The following is a 24054-nucleotide window of genomic DNA, read 5'->3' as shown; positions in this document are numbered from 1 at the left end:
CATCGCATTTCTTCCCCGTCGCGGGATTCATTGCATCCATTATTGGTAAAGTCAATTCGTTGTGCCACAGGTCAAGGAGGATCTATGAGCCAGGGAACAATCGACGCCAGCGGTTCAAGTCAGAAGCTGAGCGGTCAAAGAAGAAAATATCTATCGAAAGTCGTGATTTCGAGCTTCATCGGCAACACCCTCGAGTATTACGACTATCTTGTGTATGGGACTGCTTCTGCAATCGCATTCCCGACAGTCTTTTTCGCGCATGACAGCACCTTCGTGGCCACACTGTCGGCGTTCGCGACATTTGCCGTTGGCTTCTTCGCACGGCCTCTTGGGGGAATGTTCTTCGGGCACAGGGGAGACAAGGCAGGTCGGAAATCGACGCTTATCATGACGCTGATGATCATGGGGATCGCAACCTTCGCCGTCGGATGCATCCCATCCGTCGAATCCATCGGGCTGTTCGCTCCATTGCTTCTGATCGTACTGCGGCTTGTGCAGGGTTTTGCGGTTGGAGGCGAATGGGGAGGCTCGATGATCATCGTTCTCGAATCCGCTCCGTCGAAGCATCGAGGATTCTGGGCGGCTTGGCCAAATACCGGGGGATTCTCATCGCAGATCATCATCACCATCCTGTTTGCCTGGGTCTATACGCTGCCGAAGGATCAGATGCTGAGCTGGGGATGGCGCGTGCCGTTCTGGCTCTCCGCGATCGTCATGCTCCTCGGGCTGTGGATGCGTCGCTCGCTGGAGGAAAGTCCGGTATTCACCCATGCGAAGGCGGCGACTGAACGAACTGGACGAAATCGTTCGCTCACAGTCGAGAATTTCGAGGAATCCACGCAGGCACTAGAATCGCAGGCAGTGGAGGGCGATGTCCGACCTGCGGCCAAAGTCGCTGAGAAGACCCACGGACCCCTCTACAGGGTCTTTGTCGAGGATTGGAGAGACCTGATTCGCATAGTGGGTCTGAGATTCGCCGAATCGCTCCCTTACTTCCTGCTGTGCACCTTCGCACTGTCATATGGTCCGCAGCATCTTGGGATTGCGAAGGAGGAGCTGAATTGGGCCATTCTCATTATGTCAGTGCTGGCATTTCCTGCCCACGGGCTCTATGCGGCTTTGTCGGACCGCATCGGCAGACGCCCGGTGTATCTGATTGGAACGATCATCGTCTTCCTCACTGCGTTCCCATTCTTCATCGCGCTGCAGAGCAAGTCGTTCATATTGATCGTCATCGCATATGTGGTGGTGCTGAATCTGGGACACAATGCCATCAACGCGGTTCAGCCCTCGTTCTTCGCCGAGCTGTTCCCGGTTGACAGGCGGTATTCGGGAGCCGCGACGGGTCGTGAAGTCGCGTCGATCCTTTCCGGTGGCCTGACACCGTTCATAGCCACGGCGCTCGCAGGTTCCGATGGTTCGCACTGGTATTATGTCGCCATCTATGTGATGCTCGGCGCAGTATTCACAGCGGTTTCGCTATGGCTCACTCCGGAGACGTACCACAATGACCTTTCAGCGGCAAAGACGCACGACTGACGGGCCAGGGACCATGGAGCGCTGGATTATCTCAGGCAATGGCGAGCAATGGAAGCAGTGCCACGGATCTACGCTTGCACAGGCCAGTGCAAGCGGTGCGATATCGGTTGCCTGGTTTGCCGGCACTCGCGAAGGCTCGGATGACAATGCCATCTGGTTCACCCGCGGGCATCTTGCGGGGGACTGGCAAACCCCGCGGAGGCTGCTGCATGGGCATGCAGGGGCATGGTGGAATCCCGTGCTCTCCTATGGGCCTGATGGCAGATTATGGCTGTTTGCAAAAAACGGACCCCGAATTTCTCACTGGAAGACCTGGTACATCACCAGCGACGATGATGGAATGACATGGAGTGCTGAACGCGAGCTGGTTCCCGGCGATGATGGCGGAGGAAGGGGGCCGGTCAAGAATCCGCCTCTGCTGACAGGAGATGGCTTGTGGGTGGCACCGAACTCGATCGAGTCGGAAGATGACGAGCCGGTCTGGGACTGCAGATTCGATATCAGCGCAGACAGAGGGCGAACATGGAGTTTGACCACTGTTCCGATCAATCACGAATCGCTTCGTGGAAGCGGAATAATTCAGCCCACCCTGTGGTCGTCGCGCAATGGCCCGGGCACGGCTGAAGAGCTCGTGGCACTGTGCAGGAGCACTGAGGGCTGCGCCTACAGGACCGTATCGAAGGATGGCGGCTTGAACTGGTGCGAGGCGCAGCCCGTGGGGCTGCCACAGAATAATTCCGGTTTCTGCGCTGTCTCCTTGGATGAGTGGGGATCGAAAGTCGCGATCGCCCATAATCCTGGAAGCCAATCATGGGGTTCGCGATGTCCACTGGTCATCTCCGTATCCTCTGACGGCGGCGTTTCCTGGGATCAGCGAGAGGTCGTCGAGGATGGAGAAGACATTCCCGCCATGCCTGCAGGATCACGCGTCCCAAAGGTAGGGATTGAGACGGGCCAACGCCCAAGCTCGATGCTGCAAGCCAGCGACCGGGGCATCGTGACGAACGGATTGCGTGAATTCTCATATCCGACCATGGTGCTTTCGGCGGCGGGAGAACTGCTGCTCAGCTATACATGGCACAGAAGAGGCATTGTGTTGGCAAGGATATCAAAGGGGACGACAGAGTCATGGCTATGAGAATCTGAGCATGGTGCTGATGGCGGGGGCATGCGGATATGCGATGAACCATCTTTTTCTACGGGCTTCATGTCGCGTTGGATTGAAAGAATGGTCAGCATGCCCTTTAACATCAATCATTTCTTTGACTTTGCTCAGTACCGGCGCAGCATGCGATTGATGCAGCAGGAATTGCGCACATCGTTGCATGGTCTGTCCATTCCGGAAGGCGTCGCACGGTTGCAGGCCCGCATAGGAGATTTCGTTGCCGGGCGCAATGGCGAAGGCGCCAATGAGGCCGATGACGGACGGCAGCGCGACGATCCGGAGCAGAATCGCATGATGGCGGAATTGCTCAAGAGCTCGCAGCTTATCGATCCCTGGGTCAAACGGCGAATTCTGCCTGCGATGGGCGGTATACCGGGTGGGCTCTCGATTGGATGGGTGCAGTTTCCATCCATGAGGGGAAAGGCCTTTTCGCTCGGAGTCTTCCCGGACGACAGCCACTTCGCCCAGGTGGCCCTTGCGGACGACAAGGGTCGCGTGTTCCTCGGCTCGGACATCGACATGGACACGCACGGCCTTGATGCAAGCTTCATGTTCAGCAAGGAGGGTGACGTCACTCTGCCGCTTGGCCCCCGTTTCGGAGAGCCCGAGGGCGCGGAGCCAAGTCCGGTGCATGCAGTGCAGGGAGGCATGGTGGGACGCGATCAGACAGGCCGAATGACCTGGCTCGCATCGTGGCTGAAAAGCGGCAACCGATACACGCTGGAGCAATTGCGGCCCCATCTGCCGCATGACATGCGTTTCGACCTTGAATATCGGGATGCGCTTGCCATCGGATTCTTCACCACATACATGCTCCCACAGCTCGATGGATTCCTGATCGGCTTCGGATCGGGAAACATCTTCAGAAGGCTCAATCGCGAGGCGCCGATAGGCGCAATACGACGAGCCGTAAGGGATACCATCGAGGCCCGCGCCAAGGGACTGAGGGCTTCAGGACTCGAAGATCACTTTGCCGACATCATGAGAGAGGCAGGGGCTCTCGATCCGGTCGGGGGCCTTGAGGCGGTTCATGGCGCCGAACCTCTGCATCTGTTCACCTCCTCATATTCGGGGTGCTATTTCTTCTCCTGGGATTCTGGTCTGGCGTTCGGACCCGCCTTGCGGTCGCTGAAGATAGAGGGCAATCTGAACAGATTCTCCTCAGTGAGTGCATGGCTGGAAAGAAATGCGCGTATGGGTGTCCTGCCTACGGAAGATACGGTGACAAGAGCCCAGGCCGCCCAGATCGATTATGCCCTTCTGCTCAATCCCGCTCTGTCGGCTCTGCAGATGAACGATTATCCTCCGGCAGGATTCGACCCGGTCCATGACGATGCAATGGGCGCAGCCTCGCATATCGAGCAAGTGTCTCGAGGCGTGGCCACCCGCATCTGGGATGCATATCCCGATCCCGCAGCTCGCGCTCGCAGCCAGCGTGATGTGCTGAACACAGAGGATGCCCATGGTTCGGAGTGGGTCTATCGACAGGCTGTGTCCACGATGCTCAGAGAGCTCCATCTTCCGTATCGCTTCGACGTTGAGCTCAGATCCAATCTCAAGGGTGGCGATGTCGCGCTGGGATTCACCACCGCAGGGCAGGCGATGATGCCTTCGAGTCGGTTCGACGAGACACAGCAGGGCTGGGTCGAAATCGGCGATTCCGAAAGATCCTCGATGAGTGCCGACTATAACATGCGAGTCGGGATCATGATGGCGGCCATAGCGTTCGGAGCGGATAGCCATGTTCGGCGGGTTTCGCTTCACATCGATTCCATAGGGTTGGAGGAAGCCGTTGCAGAGCAGGACTCTGCGATAGCGGAACTGATGAACCAGGCCCTGACGGCCTTTGAAAGCATGAGGAATGGCTCGGTGCAGTCCTCCGGTTCGAAGGCCGATCCCAAGGATGGTGACATTCATGGTGACCCGACGCAGGGCAGCCCTCGCCGTGGCATCAACGACAATCCCGAATCCGACGAATCCATCAACCAGACTTTTCAAAGCATGATGCAGGATGTCGACTTCGACGAAATGAGCTTCTCCAACCCTCGCTTCGCAGACAACCAGGGCGGTCAGGAGAGCGATGCAGGCGATGACGAGCAGCAATCCGCAGATCATGCCAATGATGGAGTCGGGAATGGAGTGGACGAGGATTCAGACGATGGCTCGCACGAAGCGCCGCATGCTTCCTCAGATGGCGAATCGATCAGCGAGGACTCGTTGCAGGAGGACTCGTTACAGGAGGACCAATCGCACGGTGCGGCAGGGCAGGATGGAGATGCGTCCGACCCGTTGAACATTCTGCGCAAGAATCCAACGGTGCGCAACATGGTGACGGTCACATTCGATCGTGATGCCTTCATCACGCGTCTGCGACGCGACGGCTTGTCGAAGCCGAAGGCGTTCTATAAGGAGTTCGGTGCGGTCATGGATGTCGATGGCGCCGGCGGACTCAATCCAGTCAACGCGGACTTCGATCTGCGCGACGATCGCTTCTCCCCACGCGGGGCACAGGAAGAGCCGGAATTCGCCGATACCAAGCTTTCGCCCTCGGTCGCACGAATTCTTGGAGCGCAACACGCCTCCGGTTTGTCCATCCAGCGTGAGGATCTGCTGCAGAATGCCGTGAACGAGTTCCATCGCATATCGGGCGACACGACGATTCCAACGGTGGACAAGGCACGCCAGGCCATGCGTCTCGTCAACCAGATCAACGATCCAGAGCTTACGCAGCTTGCTCCGCAGGCGACCAAGGCCCTGATCGACTCCGTCGATACGCCGGACTTCGCCTTTGCCCTTGCACATGAGCTCGATGCACAGCGTCTGAAGGGGCGGGACATGCTCTTCTCCGGGCAGGTCGACAAGGCAATCGAACTGGTCGAGAGCGCGGTTGCCAAGCTGGATGCACAATTCGCTGATAACGACGGCATTCCGCGGTATTTCAACTCCTATGCGGAGCGTGTCGTATACAACCGTCTCTTTGCGCTTCCGAACGAATCGACGGTGCTCATTCCCGACAATCTCTTCTACGCGCATATGGAACTGGCAGACATTCTGGCACAGGTCAAGGGAGCGACGGCCGCGCTACCGCATCTCAACGCGATGGTCGCGTATGCTCCGGCATATCCGCTGTCCCATCTCAAGCTAGCCGTGCAGCTGGCGAGAAACGAGGATTGGGATTCTGCCCGGGCAGCGACCCTGAACGCCTTGCGGGTCGCGCTGGACAGAGACGATGCCGCCTTCGCATACTACCGGTTCGCCTACGCGGAATGGATGCGTGACGAATTCGACGTGGCAGCTGCCGCCTACATGATGAGCGACCATATAAGCCCAGGCAAGATAGCGACCCTGCAGGGTGAGCTCGAAGAGCTGCTTGCCCGTGCGCAGTCGCAGTGCATTCCGGTTCCCCAGAGCATAGACGAGGCGCAGCAGCTGCTTGCAGCACATGATCTGCCGATCTGGCCTCACACCGACATATCGTCAATCGTTCGCAAGGCCGCGCGCGTCTGCGTCGACGAAGGCATGTTCGTTCCGGCTCGCACGCTCTCCGTGGCGGCTGCCAGAATGAACGATGATGACAACGATGGCGTCGATGTGGTGCAGGTTCAGTTCCTGCGCTCGCTGAATGCGTGATATGAACCGTGTGGGCTGCGATTCGAGACGTCAGCGCAGCATAGAAACTCGATGGTGATGAAAGGGGTAGCCTTGAACGGCATTCGTGCGGAAAAGGTCAGGAATTCGCAGAATTCGCAGACGGTCGAACAGTCGGGGCAGAATTCGTTCGATCTGGATTCCATCGCGGACTCCACCGTTGGCATGGTGTCAGGCAGCGATGCCTGGATCGCGAACCTGCAGGATGCCGATGCCGATGCGATGAGGCTTGCCGACCTTCAAGTGACGCAGCTGACGACCGAGCAGGCGACAAGGCTGTGGACGAAGCTTTCGGCATGGGTAGAGTCCGATCAGATCGCATACTATATCAAGGATGCTCCGGTCTCTTCCGACGCGGCCTATGACGAACGGATGCGCTGCATGCAGGAGTTGGAGCGACAGTTCCCGACGCTCGACACCCCTGAATCGCCGACGCACAGGGTTGGCGGAACCTTCTCAAACGATTTTGCATCCGTGAGGCATCCCTCAAGGATGCTGAGCCTGGACGACGTGTTCAGCATCGAGGAACTGCGGCAATGGTTCGATGGCGCATACAAGGATCTGGATGAGCCCGAGTCCAGAAAGCTTCCGATGACCTGCGAGGTCAAGATCGACGGGCTCGCGCTCAACCTGATATATGAGAACGGTGTGCTGAAGCAGGGACTGACACGAGGCGATGGCGTCACCGGCGAAGACATCACGCTGAACGTCCATACGATCGGCACCATTCCCGACAGGCTGGCTGGACCTGCGAAGGACATTCCCGAGATGGTCGAGATACGTGGCGAGGTATTCATGCGCTTCGACGATTTCAAGGCGCTCAATGATGACAATGCGCGTCTCGGCAAGGCGCCATTCGCCAACCCGCGCAATGCCGCGGCCGGCTCGCTGCGTCAGAAGGATCCACGCATCACCGCGTCCAGAAGACTCAGCTTCTATGCCCACGGCATCGGAACGCTGCGTTGGGGCGCCAAGGCGTCGCGTGCAGGGCACGACCAGGTCGATGATCAGTCAGAGGCATACGAACTCTACAAGACCTGGGGCATTCCGGTGTCTCCACATAATCGAGAAATCACGTCTTTCGATCAGATCACTGACATGATTGACTATTACGGCGAGCATCGCAACGATATCGAACATGCCTTGGACGGCATCGTCGTCAAGATCGATGACCTTGGGCTGCAAAGGCGCCTGGGTGCCACGTCGCGTGCTCCGCGATGGGCGATTGCGTACAAATACCCTCCAGAAGAGGTCAATACCGAGCTGTTGAACATTACTGTGCAGGTGGGTAGAACAGGCCGTGTGACACCCGTGGCGATTCTTAAACCGGTGTATGTGGCCGGTTCGACGGTTTCCAGAACGACCTTGCACAATGCCTCCGAAGTGGAGCGCAAGGGCGTTGAAATCGGAGATACCGTCGTGGTTCGCAAGGCGGGCGACGTGATTCCTGAGCTGGTCGGTCCGGTGCTGGAACGCCGCAAGGGTCGCGAATCACAGTTGCGCAGATTCGTGATGCCGGAGCGATGCCCGAGCTGTGGCGCCAGACTGGCTCCCGCCAAGGAGGGTGACGTTGACATCCGCTGTCCCAATGTCGAATCATGCCCGGCCCAGCTGACCGAGCGCGTGATTCATATGGCTTCACGCAAGGCCTTCGACATCGAGCATCTGGGGGAGCAGAGCGCCATTGCCCTGACCAATCCAGAGGACAATCGGCCTGAATCCGCTGAAGTGTTTGCGCCCAATGTTTCAGAGGTTCTCGTCAAGGCAGGTGAGGAGCCCGAACCGTATGAGCCGATGAAGGGGCTTGCGCTGCCCCCGGTTCAGCGTCCCGTGCTCTCGAGCGAGGCAGGTCTCTTTGACATCGAGGCCAGCGACCTCGCCGATGTGAGAGTGTGGCGCGAGGCTCCCATCATCGAGATTCGCGAGAGCGAGAAGGATGGGAAGCGTCGCAGGCAAAGGCATAGGGTCGGCGGCAGCGGTCTGTGGCATCAGATATATGCCTTCTACAATCAGCCCAAGAGCGCAGGGAAGACCAAGGAACCGACGGCTCAGCCGCAGGCGTTGAACGCTTCGGAGGATGAGGACAGGTCGATACGCAAGGCTGCACCTTCACGAACGACGCAGGACATGATCGCAGAGATCGATCAGGCACGGAAGGCTGACCTGTGGCGAGTTCTGGTGGCACTGTCGATTCGCCATCTGGGACCGACATCAGCTCGTGGCATCGCATCTCGCTTTGGTTCGCTGACAAAGGTCGAGGAGGCAAGCGTCGATGAACTTGCCGAACTCGACGGAGTCGGAGAGGAAATCGCCCAATCCATAGTCGAATGGTTCGCCCAGGCGCACGAACCTGGTGATTGGCGTGGCAAGATTCTCGAAAGCTGGAAGCGCAACGGCGTTGGCGAAGGAGTCGCAGATGTTCATCGTCCACAGACCTTGGACGGCATGACCGTCGTGGTGACGGGTGGACTTGACGATTTTTCGCGAGATTCCGCCAAGGAAGCCATCATCGAACATGGTGGCAAGGCGTCCGGTTCCGTGAGCAAAAAAACCACATATGTCGTCGTCGGCGAGAATCCTGGGTCAAAGGCAGACAAGGCCGAGCAGCTCGGCGTGCCGGTCCTCGATGAGGCGGCGTTCCATCGTCTTCTCGACACTGGAAAACCCGAATAGACCGGTTTGGCGACGAGATTCCGAGTTTTGCGGCAATTCCAGAGTATAGATGCCCTGTTTGCCGCTTCATTGCTACGCAGTAAAGCCAATTTTGGGCTTGTATACACTGGAATTGCCGCAAAACTCGGTTATTCGATGGTGAGCGTGGTGTGAATCGGGGATTTTCGCTCGGTCTGCCATCGAATGCCGGTAATCTGTCTCAGCAAATGCTCATTGTGCGAGATGACGACGACTGCACCCACAAATGCCTTGAGCACACGAGCGAGCGATTCAGTCGAATGCAGATCCAAGTGGTTGGTTGGCTCATCCATCATGATGAGGTGCGGATGACGCAGCGCACCGAGGCAGAGTTGCAATTTTCGCGCTTCGCCCGCGGAGGGGGAGCGTTCGCCGAGAATACGCTCGGGGTCGGCGTTAAGCTGCGCCAACGAGCTGAACAGTTGCGAATATTCTTCCTTTCCCAGTTCATCGACTGTATCAAAGGTCGCAGCGATCTGAGATTTACGCACTTCCTGTTCGATAACCAGCACGCGCAGTTTCCTCTCCTGAGATCGCCCCTGCTCATGAGCTTGCGTCTGAGGAGCGAGCAGACCGGTGTCGGCGTCTATCGAAGAATCGAGCAATGATTCGATATGTCGGAACAAGCTCGTCTTGCCAGTTCCATTGTCACCGCTGATCCCGATATGATCCAGTGGCCCGATGCTCAAGGTCGGAACGATCACGCCAGCAACAGGACTCTCAAGAATCTGACTGTCGCAGTCTCCATCAACGTGTCTGTCGACCGTCGGGTCAAAGGGAATCAAACCTGCCTCGACGCGCACGAGCTCTCGGCGGTGACTTGGTTCGCTGTCGAACCATATGTCACCGTCATAGCGCTTGCTTGCGGTGACGATGGCCGATGCCGCGAGTTCGGCCTGCTTGACCCTGCTGGCCATGTTCACTGTCAGTCGAGAGGCCTTGAGATCCATGCCGCTGCTTTTCGCAAACTTGTGGGCATTGAGGGCATCATGATCCTTTCGATCGATGTGACGGCCATCTTTCATCTTCTCGATATGTTGAAGATGCTGATTCCTTTGGGTCTGTTCACGCTTGAGCCGCTGAATCTCACCACGAGCCTGCGTGAGATCCTGCTGCGATCGCATCGATTCACTCGAGAGCTGACGCTGGGCCTGGGTGTAATTGCCATTGCGTGTGACGGCAATCGTGCGATTGACGCCCCCGACATGCTGCCGTTGCAGGAACACGCACTGCGAGACGGTCGCATCGATCAGGTCGACGTCATGCGAGACAAGGATGCCGATGCCACCGAAGGCACGCATGGCCGCGGCGATGGCGGTACGAGTCCGTGAATCCACATGGTTGCTGGGTTCGTCGAAAATCAGTATGTCGGGGCGTATGGCAAGTGCGCACGCAAGCTGCAAACGTTTCCGTTCGCCACCGGAAAGGGTGTCGAAACGCCAGGGCCAGTCGTCTTCGATGTTGAGTGCGCGCCGAATTCCCATCGTCTCGGCTGACCAATCGTTGGCGAAGTCATCGAGGTTCGCTGGTGCGCTATCGCTTCTCTGCGGGCAATAGCCGCATATCGCTCGCTTCGGGTCGGGCACCACTGTGCCCTCGCTTGCCGTCGTCTGACCGATTGCGATGCGCATAAGCGTCGTTTTCCCGATGCCATTGTCGCCGACGACCGCCGTCCAGCCGAGTGGAAAGGTCACGGAAACATCCGAAAACACGGCTTCGGGGGAGTCAGGATAGGCGAAGGAAATATGGTTCAAGGAAAGTACGGATAATTGTTTCATGGTTGCTCCAAGTTGCATAGAAAAATAATGCTGTGTAATTGAAGTCAACGAGAAAGCAATGAATTATCCCTTTCGATATGGATTCCTTGGCATGTCGGGAGTCCAGAACTGTCAAACCCTATGGTATCAGAACATTTGAGACGAGCACACGGCGAGGTTGATCTGCTCCTACCTTCAATGTGAACGTGTCGGTAATTCCGACAGCTTGGAGCATTCTGAAAAGATGGCATCAACATGGAACCATTTGTGGCGACATGTATGCCGAATATCACACGTCATAATGCTGATGATAAGCATTGACGCAAAAGTGCCCACAAAACCAAAAAAATCGCCCCACCACCGCAGTGGTGAGGCGACTCTTCTGTAACGGAAGCAATCAGCTACATAGGGCTCAGATCTGGAAGTAGAGCTCGTACTCGAGTGGCGTCGGAGCAAGGCGAGCCAAGTCAAGTTCGCCCTTCTTCATGTCGAGCCAGGTCTGGATCAGATCGTCGGTGAAGACGTCGCCGGCCTGCAGGAAGTCATGATCCTCTTCCAAAGCGTGCAATGCCTCTTCGAGCGATCCTGGAACCTGAGCGATCTTGGCATGCTCTTCGGGAGGAAGCTCATAGAGATCCTTGTCGACAGGATCCGGTGGCTCGATGTGGTTGAGAATGCCGTCGAGTCCTGCCATCAGCTGTGCGGAGAAGGCGAGGAACGGGTTCGAGCTTGGATCTGGTGCGCGGAACTCGATGCGCTTTGCAGCCGGTGAGGTTCCTGCGAGAGGAATACGAATCGCGGCGGAACGGTTACGGGCCGAATAGACCAAGTTGACTGGGGCTTCGTAGCCGGGAACCAAGCGGTGATAGGAATTCATCGAAGGATTCGTGAAGGCGAGCACCGTCGCGGCGTGCTTGATCAGACCGCCGACATACCAACGGGCGATGTCGGAGAGACCGCCGTAGCCAAGCTCATCGTAGAAGAGCGGCTTGCCGTCTTTCCACAGGGACTGGTGGCAGTGCATGCCGGTTCCGTTGTCTCCTGCCATGGGCTTCGGCATGAAGGTCGCTGCCTTACCTGCAAGGGCGGCGGTTTCATGAACGACATACTTGTATTTCATCAAGTCATCGCCAGCGTGCTGGAGGGTGTTGAAGCGATAGTTGATCTCCTGCTGACCTGCACCGGCGACCTCATGATGGGAGCGCTCGAGAATCAGACCGACCTTCTGCAGGTTGGCAACCATGTCATCGCGAAGATCCTGGTTGTGATCCGTTGGAGGAACAGGGAAGTAGCCGCGCTTCACGCGGTTCTTGAATCCGATGTTCGGGGTGCCGTCATCTTCGATGTCGGTTCCGGAGTTCCAAGGAGCTTCGATGGAATCCACCTCGTAGAATGAGCGGTTCATGCTGTTCTCGAAGCGGACCTTGTCGAAGATGAAGAATTCTGCCTCAGGAGCGAATGATGCCGTGTCTGCGATGCCGGTTGACTTGAGGAATGCCTCAGCCTTGGCGGCAACCTGACGCGGATCGCGAGAATATGGCTCATCGGTGACCGGGTCGACGATGGAGAAGGCCACGTCGAGAGTCTTGTGCTTGCGGAATGGATCGATGAAAGCCGTCGTTGGATCTGGAACGAGCTTCATGTCCGATTCATTGATGGCCTGGAAGCCTTGCACCGAGGAACCATCGAATGGCATTCCATCGGTGAACGCATCGTTCAGGAAGTCCTGTGCCGGCACAGTGAAATGCTGCTGGATGCCGATCAGATCGGTGAAGCGCACGGAAACGTACTCAACACCCTCTTTGTTAATCAGAGCCTCGCAATCGGCCTTTGTCTTCAGTTCACTCAATGAACTGCTCCTTTCATGAGAACGTACAGTACTCAAGTCTAGAAGCAAGGGTTTCCCAAACGTGACCCCTACGTTACGAGGATGTTTCGTATGGGTGTTTCAGGGTGCAATAGCTTGAGAAAAGCGGCTTCGACAAGATAGGACTTGCCGAAACCGCCTCTGTGATTCACATGTTGCCACGCCTGCGTGCGCTGTCATCTCAATGCTGAGGTATGAATTCCGATGGACCTGCAGTAATGGACCTGCAGAGATGGACGTTCAGAAATGGATATGCTGAACGATCCTCACCGGCCGCGCATCGCACGACGGTTGACTCTCACCTTCGTCGGGTCTATTCCCTTGGGAACGCCAAGCGATGACTTCTGCTGCAAGGTGGTGAGCCGCTCGTTGAGCACGCCTAGCTCCAGCTTGGTCAGCTTGACCTTCTTGCGCATCACCGTGCGCTGCAGCTGCTTGAGTGGGACCTGCTTCTCTCCATGGCCGACGCTTATCTTGTATATCGGAATGTCCGACCCGCGCGTGATTCTCTTGATCTTGGACTCTTCGCGGTCGAGCGCCCTCATGACATGCCCGTAGTCGCCCTCGCCGACCAGATATACGCCTGTTCTGCCAGAGCCGCGCCAGACAGCATCCTTGGTCTTCATGTCTATCCAGACAGGATCCTGAGGGAAGTTGAATCCGCCTCTGGTGATGCGGTTCAGCACCGCACCTGTGGCCCCGGTTCGAGACTCCATCCGCTTGTAGCCGACCTTGTCCGAGCGACGGGTCAGCGTGATGGTTGCCAGCAGGATTCCCAGCATGATGCCGGTGACGACCGTCATGATGGCCGAGATGATGCCCATATGGAAAATGAGCACGATGATGACGGCCAGCGCGATCGGAGCTATCAGCGCCCCGGCCAGGAACCAGGGGAGCGCACGGTCGTCCTTGGCTGTGAACCTATAGATCTGTATGATCTGGGAGATCGTGCTGTCCTTCTTCTTTCCGGACTTCTTCGCGCTCGTCTTCTCAGTCTTGTCTGCCATAACCATCCCTCGTTCGATTTGGCCCCTCATTCACGGGTGATGCGCGTTCTGGCACGCGAACCCCGCATGTGAATCTCTGCCAAGACAGTCTATCAAGAAACCTGACTAGCGGTTCCTGACAGATTCGGATCACGCATGCATCCCGCTCCTGTCATGCCCAATTCATGGCAGAGGGTGCGTCGCACATACCGTCGCCTCTCGTCTCACCGGGAATTCAGGGGTCTTCCATCTGCCTTGAGCAAGGCTTCTCCGATGGTCTCGCTTATGGTCGGATGTGGATGAATCAGGCGTGCGGCCTTGCTCAGCGGTGTCCTGTTGCCGACCATCTGCTCCGCCTGTGCAATCAGTTCCGTCGCGCAGGGGCCTACCATATGGACTCCCAGAACTATGGGCGTGTCAGCATTGGCACTGTCGCAGCCTGTGACGACTGACAGCGAGCCGTTCTGCCCGGTCATCTGCACTCGTGCGTTCGAGAGCAGTGGGAATGCGGTCTCCTTCACGTCGTTGAGTTCCTCGCGTGATTCGGCCTGCTCAAGTGTCAGACCTACGCTGGCGGCTTCGGGGGAGCTGAAGACGACCGAGGGGATGGTGTCGTTGTCCACTGGCTCGGGCTTGAGACCGGCAATGGCCTCTGCGACGGTCATGCCCTGTTCGAATGCGCGGTGCGCCATCTGATGCCCTGCGGTGATGTCACCGACCGCCCAGATGTGATCGGCGCTCGTCCTGCCCAATTCGTCGGTTGCGACGAGACCATGCTCGTCAAGGTCGATTCCTGCGTCCTTGAACCATTGCGCGCCGGTCGATGGGGTTCGGCCGATGGCGACAAGCGCCACATCGGCGCTGACCTGATGCTGGGAGGAGGCCTTCTCGCCATTGCCGTTATTGCCGCCGTCGCTATCCTGGGCGTTGTGGTCGACCTGGTCATAGTGAACGGTCACGCCTAGATTCTCGCCACTGTCAATGGCAGTCGTGTTGGCATGGGTGATCACATTGATGCCACTGCGCTTGAGCTCCCTGGTCAGCGTCACTCCCGCCCTGCGGCTCCAATGCGACAGGACGCGGTCGTGACGGGCAAGCAGGGTGACCTTCGTGCCTGCCGTGTTCCAAAGACTTGCGAATTCCAAGGCGACTGCACCGGAGCCGATGATGACCGCGCTGGTAGGGAAGGTATCCAGGGCAAGCGCCCTGTCGGAGTCGATCACGGAGTGCGAGAACGGCTCGTCTGCGAAGCCGCGGGGCATGGAACCCGTGGCTATGACTATGTCGTGCGCGGTCAGGGTGCGCTCTGAATCCCCATCGTCGACCTTGACGCTATGGTCCTTCGCTATGCTTGCCACGCCATGTATCACGCTCACCTTGCGATGCGAGAGAAGGGCGGAAAGACCTTCCGTCATCGTGTGGACCATATGGCGCTTATGCTTCATCAGCGCGCCGTAGTCTATGCCATGGAATTCCAGGTTGACCCCGACCGACTGGGCATGCTCGGCGGTTTCGATGTCGTGAACTGCCGTTATCAACGCCTTGGTCGGAATGCATCCTCGGTTGAGGCAGACTCCGCCGACGACATCGTCCTTCTCCACGATGGCCACGCTTCTGTCCAGTTCGGCAGCGCGAAGGGCAGCGGTGTAGCCTCCTGGCCCAGACCCTATGACGACAAGGTCAAACGAGTTCCTCGAATCTTGCGTGTGCTGAGAATCAGTCATCTCTTACAACCTCCAGGTAGATGGATAGCGGTGCTGCCGTGCTACGGTGCGATGGTGCAACGCTGCGGACGGTGGCTCCGTGCCAGAGCGTGGGTCATGTACCTTGCGTGGTCACGGTGCGTATAGATACGTTCATACTCGAAATCGAAAGAATACGCCCACCGTGAATGAAGGAAGCCTCATATGTCTGGTATCTTCGCTTCGCGGTGGGCGTTGGAACCAATGAGCCATGCCATGCATCGGCTCCCTGATTCATGCACTTGCTTCGACCGACCTTATTTTGGCCAGTCGCCGCGCTTCTTCGCACGTGGACGGGGCATGCGCCAACGCCGCATCTGCAGGCATCGTGACCATGCGTAGGTCGCGGTGCGCGATCCGCGACCGACTGCCTGCTCGCCGAATTTTGCGACGAGCTTGCGCTTGAGACCGCGCCACATGATCGCTATGTCGATGATCGAGGCGATCAGGTAGACATACATCATGATCAGGAGCGGCACTGAAAGTGCGGGGTACAGCGAGGAGATGAGGAAGGAAACGATAAGAATCACGAATGCGACTGGAACGAAGAATTCGGCGACATTCCAACGGGCGTCGACATAATCGCGCACATACACGCGGGATGCCAGCCGTTCTGCCTTAGGCATGTGGTTGATGTCTCCATTGCGCATCGCGTCATATTCCGCGTCTTGACGAACCCGGAGCTTTTCGCGCTCCACCTTCCTGCTTGCCTTCCTGTCCTTGGGGACTATCGGGTGTAGATTCTGAGCCTCTGCCTGCTTTCGCTTGGGTGTCGGGCGGCCTTTGCCCTCTGCCTCGATGTCGGAATCAATGCTCACCTGTGTCGTGTTATCCGCGTCATTCTTACGCTTGAATGGGTTCCATGTCATGCGAACAGGTTACGGTGACGTATAGACGCGTGAGGCGTTGCATATGGCCGATTGTGCGAGTGGGGGAAATGAGTCATGACCGATATCACAGTGGATGAAATCAAGTCTCGCGTCGATCGGCATTGGGATGCGATAGTGGAGCTGCTTTCGCGAAAGGTCGCTTTGGCTGCGGTTTCCGCCAAGGGAATCACCGGTGACCACATGCGCAAGTCCGCTGAATTCGTTGCAGAAGAGCTGCGCGGACTTGGAGTGGACACGAAGGTCGTTCAGTCGACCAATCCTGACGGAACGCCCGGAGCATATGAGGTGGTCGGTTCAAGGATCGTCGACGAGAATGCTCCCACCATCCTGCTATATGCCCATCATGACGTGCAGCCTGTGCCTGATGCCTCGGTCTGGAAGACCGAACCATTCACGGCGACCGTCGAGGCAGACCGCCTCTATGGTCGAGGAGCGGCTGATGATGGCGGCGGAATTGCCATTCACGCGGGCAGCCTGCTTGCCCTGGGCGAGGATTTGGGAGTGAATGTCAAGGTCTTCTTCGAGGGTGAGGAGGAGATGGGCTCGCCGAGCTTCATACCCTTCATTACCGCACATCGGGAAGCCTTCGAATCGGATGTGATAATCGTTGCCGATTCGGGCAATTGGTCTGATAGGATTCCCAGCCTGACCACCTCGTTGCGAGGCAATACCACCGTCGATGTGACTGTGCGAGTGCTTGGGCATCCTGTGCATTCGGGACAGTTCGGCGGGCCGGTTCTGGATGCGAATACGGTTGCTGCGATGCTGATCTCGAGCATGTATGACGATGATGGCTCGTTGAAGGTTCCCGGTCTGAAAAGCCAGGAGCCGGTAGGAGGGCTTCAGCGCGACATAGACGAGGAGACCTTGCGCCGCGACGCGGCGATCCTGCCTTCATGGAGGTTGACCGGCTCGGATTCCCTGGCTTCGAGGCTGTGGACCAAGCCAAGCGTCTCGGTCATTGGATTCGACGCGCATCCGGTAGAGGGTTCGTTCAACGTACTCGCCGACTCGGCCACCTTCCGTCTTTCCCTGCGTACCGCACCTTCGCAGCGCCCTGAAGAGGCGCAGCAGGCTTTGGCGGCATTTCTGAAGAAAAGCGCCCCCTTCGGCGCAGTCGTCGAGGTCAAGCCTTTGGAAAATGGCATGGGGTGGGCGATGGATCCTGACAGCGAAGCCGTTCAGGATGCGCAGAAGGCGATGCAGGAAGCCTTCGGAGTCGAACCCATAAACAAGGGCGAGGGCGGTTCGATTCCGTTCATACCCGAACTGCAGAAGCTGTTCCCGCAAGCCCAGGTCCTGGTTACCGGACCCGAGGATCCGCAGTCCAATGCCCATAGTCCGAATGAATCGATTTCACTATATGGACTTCGCAGGAATGTCGTCGCAGAGGCACTGCTCATGAACGCCTTGGCGAGATAGCGTCATATCTGCGATGCATGGCCAGACCATCGCCATGCCTCAATATTGCAATTGTGTCTTTGGCGGGCGTCTGCCTGTGACAGGCATCAACGCCACGCCAATGGCGGATATCTAATGTCGGTTTGTAAGTTTTTGGCACTTGCCAAAGTATCAAACCCTCAAAAGCCATGAAACGGCGACGGAATCAAGCCCCAAATCTGCGTTTCTACTCAGTCAAGTGCCAAAAACTTGATAGCTCGGGCACTCCTGTACAATGAGACATTGTGTATTATGTTGTACTCATTGTATGAATAGATGCGTAGGTCGTGATATTGCCATCGATCATGATTTCTGACTGGCATGGACGGCATGGCTGGCATGGACGAGGTGGGCGAGGTGGAGCAGATGGTTCGTAGATTGTCGCGTAGAACAGAGCGGGGGGGGGGGCTTCTCTTGGCTGGTGGTGGCGTTGGGTGTGCTGCTGCTGTTGCTGCTGATGGGGTTTGTGTCGTCGTTTTTCTCTGACTGGCTGGGTGGTGGCCAGTCGTCGACGGCCGGGGTGACGGAGTTGAAGGAGGATGGGTTCTCGCTGACGCACTATTCGGAAGGTGACCCGGATGGCAGGCTGATCTTCGCTGAAAACAAGACGACGAATTATGTGAAGCACGATGGCAGCATCGACGCCGATGGCGTGCTGGAGGACTTCAATCCGGGGGATTCGCTGGAGGTGTCGTTCGATGTGGGCAACGCTGGCGCGAAGTCGGTGTGGTATCGCACGCTGCTGACGGTGACGGTGCGGATGGCGTCTGCCGTGCCTGCGGATGTGGTGGGGTTCTATTCGCCGAAGCTGTGCGTGTGGCAGCTGGACGAGGAGTCGGACGGCGGTCCTGCCAAGTTCACGCAGGCCACGGCGATGGTGTCGGATGCGGACGTGTCATGCAAGGGTGACGTGCCGGGCATGAGTCGCGTCGGCTTCGAGGTGGTGCCTGAGGGCGATGCGGCCAATGATGGGGATCCGTCCACGGTGCAGCTGCGCGCGTCGAGTCTGGATGGGGTGCTGTCGGCCGATCCGACGGCGCAGGACGCGGAGGTCGAGGCGTGCGGCGGGGCTGACTGTCCCTCGCAGGCGCGGGTGCGCTATGGCGTCTACTTCAACCCCGGGTTGGTGAGCGTGGACGGGGTGGTGTTCGATGACAATGAGTGGCAGGGTGCGCGCTATGGGTTCGCCTATGCGGCCGAGGCGGTCCAGTACCGCAACGTCGCCGCACCGGATTGGAGTGCGATCGACATCGAACCGTATCACGATGGCTACGATGACAGCGTCCTGCGATGGGACTACGCCATGACCGGCAGCGTGCAGGCGTTCACCGCGCCCGTCGACGGCGTCTACCAACTCGAAGCATGGGGAGCGAAGGGATATTCCAGCGGAGCAAGAATTTCCGTCGGTGCCTACACGGTTGGGAACGTGTTCCTTCGCAAGGGCATGGAAGTTTTCGTATACGTCGGCGGCCCTGCTAATGGGTTCAATGGAGGCAACAGTGGTGGTGGCGGTGCCACGGATTTCAGAATGCTAGGAGGCAACTGGGACGATGCTTTGGGATTGAATTCGAGAATCATGGTTGCTGGGAGTGGCGGTGGCATTTCGACATACGGGAGTTCTCACATCAATGCTGGCGATGGCGGTGGACTCACTGGCTTGATGGGATCGACGACCACCAACATACCGAGCCAGCAGAACATCTCTGCTGCGAATCGAAGCCAGGGTGGAAGCCAGACATCGGGCGGGGTGGGATCAAATGCCACAGTCGCATGGACTGGGGGTTTTGGTGTCGGCGGGACGGGCGGATATTATGGTGGCGGTGCAGGATGGTACGGAGGTGGCTGCGGTGGACAGGTAGGTGATTCACGTCTTGTGGGGGGTGCCGGTGGTTCCTCGTTCATCTCGGGCTATCCGGGTGCGGTCGCGCTGTCGGACACTTCGGCCGCGAACGCCGGCAATCCCAGGACGCACCGCCCTGCGACCGACTCTCCCGCCGACCGTGCCACGCAGGTCATCGATGGACGGGAATACCGGTTCACCAGCTATGCGATGAAGGCCGGAAACGAGTCCATGCCCGACTGGAGCAAGAGCGACGGCTCCCAGATGACCGGCAACGCGGGCGACGGCCACGCCCGAATCACCCTGCTCTAGACCGTTCCAGACCGCTCTAAACCGTTTCAAGTCTGCTCCAGACCGCTCTGGACGAGTTCTCACGCGGCGCTTGCAAGTTTTTGGCACTTGCCAAAGTACAAACCCCGATTTTCGGCCTGATCCGGTCGCAGGTATGCGGCTTCTGGGGCTTTGATACTTCGGCAAGTGCCAAAAACTCGCAAACCCGACTGCGAAGGGACGGCATGTGCCCACAACTGGTCATGTGCTGAGAAATGATGAGATGGTAATCGGTCATTGAGATGATAATGGGTTATGCATCCATGCAGCCGCACTGCCGCGCTACCGTCCAGACATGCGCTCATGCATTCATGAGTTCATGTGGCCTTTCGGCCGTTCAGCCTTGCGGCCATGAAGGGATACGAGCTTGGTCAGGGGATAGGTTATTATCGTTTTCAGACACGGGGGCTGTCCAGAACAGTGGATGGCTGAGATGAGGCGAAGCCTCGACCGAACGAACGTATACCGGGTAATGCCGGCGCACGGAAGTCCATCTTTCCCGTGCCTTTCGGGATATGCACATCAGAGATGCATACGAGAGAGATTAAGGCACATATCATGACATCGGCAATACAGAAGACCTCACACCCATCCCTGCGCTGGCGCGTGGTTGACATAGCGGTCGCATCCGTCATCGGCGTGGTCAGTTCACTGATTTTCTGGGCTGCTGCACTGCTGTGGAACGTCATTGGCACACCAATGGAGAGCGTCATCCCAGGGCTTTCAGGTCTTCTGAATGGTCTGTGGCTCTTTGCAGGTCCTTTGGCCGCAATCATCGTTCGCAAGCCTGGCGCCGCGGTCTATGCCGAAGTGGTCGCCGCCGTCCTCGAGGCGATCCTCGGCAACGCTTGGGGCATATCGACCCTCTACATCGGTCTGGTGCAGGGTGCCATGGCTGAAATCGCATTCCTCATCTTCATGTATCGCAGTTGGAACCTCGCAGTGAGCGCACTGTCTGGGCTTCTTGCAGGCATCGGATGCTGGGGATACACCTTCTTCACGAATCTCCAGGCCATCGACTGGGGTGGATCCTACGGCTTCATCAACCTGCTCACCACCATCATCTCAGGGGTCGTCGTAGCAGGAGTTCTGATGTGGAATCTCTACATCGCCATCGCACGGACCGGTGCGCTGGACCGCTTTGCATCGGGCCGTGACGTTCGTGGCATGACTGCCTGAACGGCTGCACCGACACATTCCATAACATTCACGACGAGAGAAGCAGTGGCGATTCACATGCAAGCAAGGTCTCATCAAACGGACGGCGGCACTGACCGGAATCAGACGGCAGACCGCGCCGCTTCACCGCGTTCCGACGCGGGACAGCCAGCCAGCGGGCACTCGTATGCCGCGGCAGGCGATGTCCGGGCAGGAGTCGCAGCCCCTCTGAGCTTTCGCAACTGGGGATATCGTCATGCCTCGCGCAGGAACTTTTCCGTGCGCAACTTGAACCTTGAGATTCACGCAGGGGAACGTGTGCTGCTGCTGGGTGCTTCTGGAATTGGTAAGTCAACGATTCTCGAAGGCGCTGCGGGACTCCTCGGGGTCGATGCCGTCGAGACCTCTCCGGTGAAGCCCATGAATTCGGATGTCGATTCGAATTCGGAAGGGGATGCCGTTCGTGACTCTGCGGCACCCATGTCTGAGTCAGGCGATCGTGCGACAGAGCTGCGCCAAGGCAGCAGCAGGCTCAAGGGGCAGGCCGGGCACCGGCAGGCCGGACAGGACGCGACTCAGCTCGTCGACAGTGACGGGGGCACGACCGAAGGGGCGATCCTTGTCGGAGGTCAGCCAGTCTCGGATGCACTGGGCCGGGTGGGGCTTGTGCTGCAGGACCCTGATGCTCAGGCGATATTCCAGAGACTCGGTGACAATGTTGCGTTCGGTCCAGAGAACATGAACGTTCCCAGGGCGCAGATATGGCAGCGCGTCAGGCAGTGCCTCCATGAAGTCGGCCTCGATGACGTGCAGCTGCACCGCTCGACGATGCATCTGAGCGGCGGGCAGATGCAGCGACTTGCCTTGGCCGGTGCGATCGCGATGCGGCCGGAGGTTCTGCTGCTCGACGAGCCGACTGCGAATCTCGACCCTGACGGGGTCGAGCAGATAGTCGCCGCGGTTCGCAAGGTCGTCCATGCGCAGCATTCGACGATGGTGCTTGTCGAGCATCGTGCCGAACCTTGGATAGACATGATCGACAGAGTCATCGTGCTGGGATTGGAACGAGAGGGTTCTGAGCATGATGATTCTTTGGAGCATGATTCTCAGGGCGATGAGATTTCGAGAAAGGGCTTTCGCCGCACGGTCGTCGTCGCTGACGGCACTCCCGAGGAAGTGTTCGGCGATGAGACGCTGGACTTCGAGGAGCTGGGCATATGGATGCCGAAGCGATTTCGGAAGGCGTCAGACGAGATTCATCGGATGCACACGCAAGGCGAGTCCGATGAATCCGCTCGCATCGGCACCGGGACGACCATTCTTTCGACCGAGGACCTATCGGTAGGCAGGAATGGGCAGGCGATCGCCAGCCATATCGACCTTGCATTTGCGAAAGGTCAGATAACCGCGCTCGTTGGAGCGAACGGCGTGGGGAAGTCCACGCTGTCCATGACTCTTGCAGGTCTTCTCAAGCCCGTCGACGGGGCGGTGAAGGCCACGCCCGAGCTTGTCGGCGGACTGAAGAGCGATGATCCCTTTGCATGGAAGTCGACCGACCTTGCATCCCGGATATCCTATGTGTTCCAGAATCCCGAGCACCAGTTCGCCAAGGGGACCGTCCTCGATGAAGTCATGCTTGCACCGTTGAAGATCGGCTATGAACCGGCGAAGGCCGAGGAGATCGGACGCAGACTGCTGGCAAGGTTCGCTCTTCTGCAATATGCCAAGGCGAATCCATACACGCTTTCCGGTGGCGAGAAACGCAGACTGACGGTCGCATCAGCCCTGGCGGCCGCGCCAAGGGTCCTGCTGCTCGACGAGCCTACATTCGGACAGGACAGACGCACCTGGATGCAGATCGTCCGCTACATCGACGCATTGCGATCCGATGGTGTCTGCGTGATCGTCGTGACACATGACCGGGATATGGTGACGGCCTTGGGCGCTCGGGTGGTCGAGCTGATACCCGCCTCATCGCACGCCGAAAAGATATGGCAGGCACAGCGCCAGATGCACGGTGCGTTGCCCGTGCCGGAAGAGAAGAATGAACGGGGAACGCAAGCGGAACAGGACCCTCGGCAAGGCGGGCAAGTGGCAGGGGAGCGGCGGGCGCACCGGTCAAAGGCCCGGCAGTCTCTGGATGATGTGATTCCCGTAAGCGACGCGCAGGACCGCAGGGAAGCTCCACGGCAGTCGAGCCATTCGCGTTTCATCGCATCCTTGAATCCTGCCATACGTCTGATCGGTGCGATGGTTCTCACGATTCCGCTGCTGCTGAGCCTTGACTGGGTGTCGGCGAGCTCGGCACTGGGGCTTGAGCTGGTGTTTTTCCTCGCCGCAGGTCTGTCGCCTTGGCGCATACTGAAATATTCATGGCCGATATTCCTCGGCGCTCCGGGAGCTGCGCTTGCCGTGCTGCTCTATGGCAAGGTGGGTGGGGATAGTTGGTGGCAATGGGGGCTGATCCACATTACCGACCGCTCGGCAACGCTTGCCGTGGCGACGGCCATACGCATACTTGCGATTGGAATTCCAGCGATAATCATGGTGTTCGGCATTGATGCCACGGACTTGGCGGATGCATTCACCCAGATCCTGCATCTGCCTGACAGATTCGTGTATGGCGGGCTTGCCGGCATCCGTCTGTTCAGTGTGCTGCAGGACGATTGGGCCGCATTGACGTCCTCGCGGCGCTCACGAGGTCTGGGCGACGAGAATGCCGTTGCCGCATTCTTCCCACAGGCATTTGCGCTGCTCGTCCTGTCGATTCGCAGATCGACGATGCTCGCAACCGCAATGGAGACCAGGGGGTTCGGAAGCACGCTTCCCAGAAGCCACGCCAGGGTTTCCAGATTGAGGTCGAGAGATGCGCTGTTCATTGCCATGTGCGTCGCGATTCCGGCGCTGGCCCTGACCTTGGCGGCTCTTGCGGGAAGCTACGTCTTCCTAGGTGGTAACTGAGTTGAAAAGAATTCATGCCGTATAACAATGGTCCATCCGT

13 protein-coding genes and 1 riboswitch are annotated in these 24054 nt (G+C 58.0%); of the genes, 8 read left to right on the top strand and 5 right to left on the bottom strand.

The window, feature by feature from the left end; all coding sequences use genetic code 11:
- Positions 1-84: 84 nt before the first annotated feature.
- The 4 genes from QN062_RS02835 to ligA all read left to right on the top strand — a co-directional run bounded on the left by QN062_RS02835 (position 85) and on the right by ligA (position 9025).
- A complete protein-coding gene (locus QN062_RS02835; protein WP_369342098.1) occupies positions 85-1539 on the top strand; it encodes an MFS transporter in 1455 nt (484 codons plus the stop codon).
- A 13-nt stretch (positions 1540-1552) separates the two neighbouring features.
- Entirely contained in the window at positions 1553-2677 is a 1125-nt protein-coding gene (locus QN062_RS02830) for an exo-alpha-sialidase (RefSeq protein WP_369342097.1), read from the top strand.
- Positions 2678-2995: 318 nt separating this feature from the next.
- Positions 2996-6334, top strand: coding sequence for a tetratricopeptide repeat protein (locus QN062_RS02825; RefSeq protein WP_394854733.1), 3339 nt, complete (start codon positions 2996-2998; stop codon positions 6332-6334).
- Between the two features lie 51 nt (positions 6335-6385).
- Entirely contained in the window at positions 6386-9025 is a 2640-nt protein-coding gene (gene ligA, locus QN062_RS02820) for an NAD-dependent DNA ligase LigA (protein ID WP_369342095.1), read from the top strand.
- Positions 9026-9153: 128 nt separating this feature from the next.
- Here ligA and QN062_RS02815 read toward each other — a convergent pair whose 3' ends face one another.
- The 5 genes from QN062_RS02815 to QN062_RS02795 form a co-directional block, all read right to left on the bottom strand.
- On the bottom strand, positions 9154-10821 hold the full coding sequence (locus tag QN062_RS02815) for an ATP-binding cassette domain-containing protein (protein ID WP_369342094.1): 1668 nt from the start codon (positions 10819-10821) through the stop codon (positions 9154-9156).
- Between the two features lie 391 nt (positions 10822-11212).
- A complete protein-coding gene (gene glnA / locus QN062_RS02810) occupies positions 11213-12649 on the bottom strand; it encodes a type I glutamate--ammonia ligase (RefSeq protein WP_369342093.1) in 1437 nt (478 codons plus the stop codon).
- Positions 12650-12933: 284 nt separating this feature from the next.
- Complete coding sequence (locus QN062_RS02805) at positions 12934-13674, bottom strand: DUF4191 domain-containing protein (protein WP_369342092.1); 741 nt, start codon at positions 13672-13674, stop codon at positions 12934-12936.
- Between the two features lie 203 nt (positions 13675-13877).
- Entirely contained in the window at positions 13878-15377 is a 1500-nt protein-coding gene (gene lpdA, locus QN062_RS02800) for a dihydrolipoyl dehydrogenase (protein ID WP_369342091.1), read from the bottom strand.
- Positions 15378-15652: 275 nt separating this feature from the next.
- Complete coding sequence (locus QN062_RS02795) at positions 15653-16264, bottom strand: DUF3043 domain-containing protein (RefSeq protein WP_369342090.1); 612 nt, start codon at positions 16262-16264, stop codon at positions 15653-15655.
- 75 nt (positions 16265-16339) lie between these two features.
- On the opposite strand from QN062_RS02795, the gene QN062_RS02790 reads away from it, so the two are divergent.
- From QN062_RS02790 to QN062_RS02775, 4 genes are all read left to right on the top strand, one after another.
- Positions 16340-17707, top strand: coding sequence for a dipeptidase (locus tag QN062_RS02790; protein ID WP_369342089.1), 1368 nt, complete (start codon positions 16340-16342; stop codon positions 17705-17707).
- Between the two features lie 439 nt (positions 17708-18146).
- On the top strand, positions 18147-19877 hold the full coding sequence (locus tag QN062_RS02785) for a glycine rich domain-containing protein (protein ID WP_369342088.1): 1731 nt from the start codon (positions 18147-18149) through the stop codon (positions 19875-19877).
- A 409-nt stretch (positions 19878-20286) separates the two neighbouring features.
- A riboswitch (TPP riboswitch) is annotated at positions 20287-20400 on the top strand.
- A 53-nt stretch (positions 20401-20453) separates the two neighbouring features.
- Positions 20454-21074 (top strand): ECF transporter S component, encoded by a 621-nt coding sequence (locus QN062_RS02780; protein ID WP_369342087.1) that lies wholly within the window; start codon positions 20454-20456, stop codon positions 21072-21074.
- A gap of 57 nt (positions 21075-21131) precedes the next feature.
- Positions 21132-24014, top strand: a complete 2883-nt coding sequence (locus tag QN062_RS02775; RefSeq protein WP_369342086.1) for an ATP-binding cassette domain-containing protein — start codon at positions 21132-21134, stop codon at positions 24012-24014.
- Positions 24015-24054 lie beyond the last annotated feature (40 nt).

It is taken from the genome of Bifidobacterium sp. WK012_4_13 (genome assembly GCF_041080835.1).
Taxonomy (GTDB): domain Bacteria; phylum Actinomycetota; class Actinomycetes; order Actinomycetales; family Bifidobacteriaceae; genus Bombiscardovia; species Bombiscardovia fermentum.
This window is presented reverse-complemented; position numbering and strand designations above follow the sequence as displayed.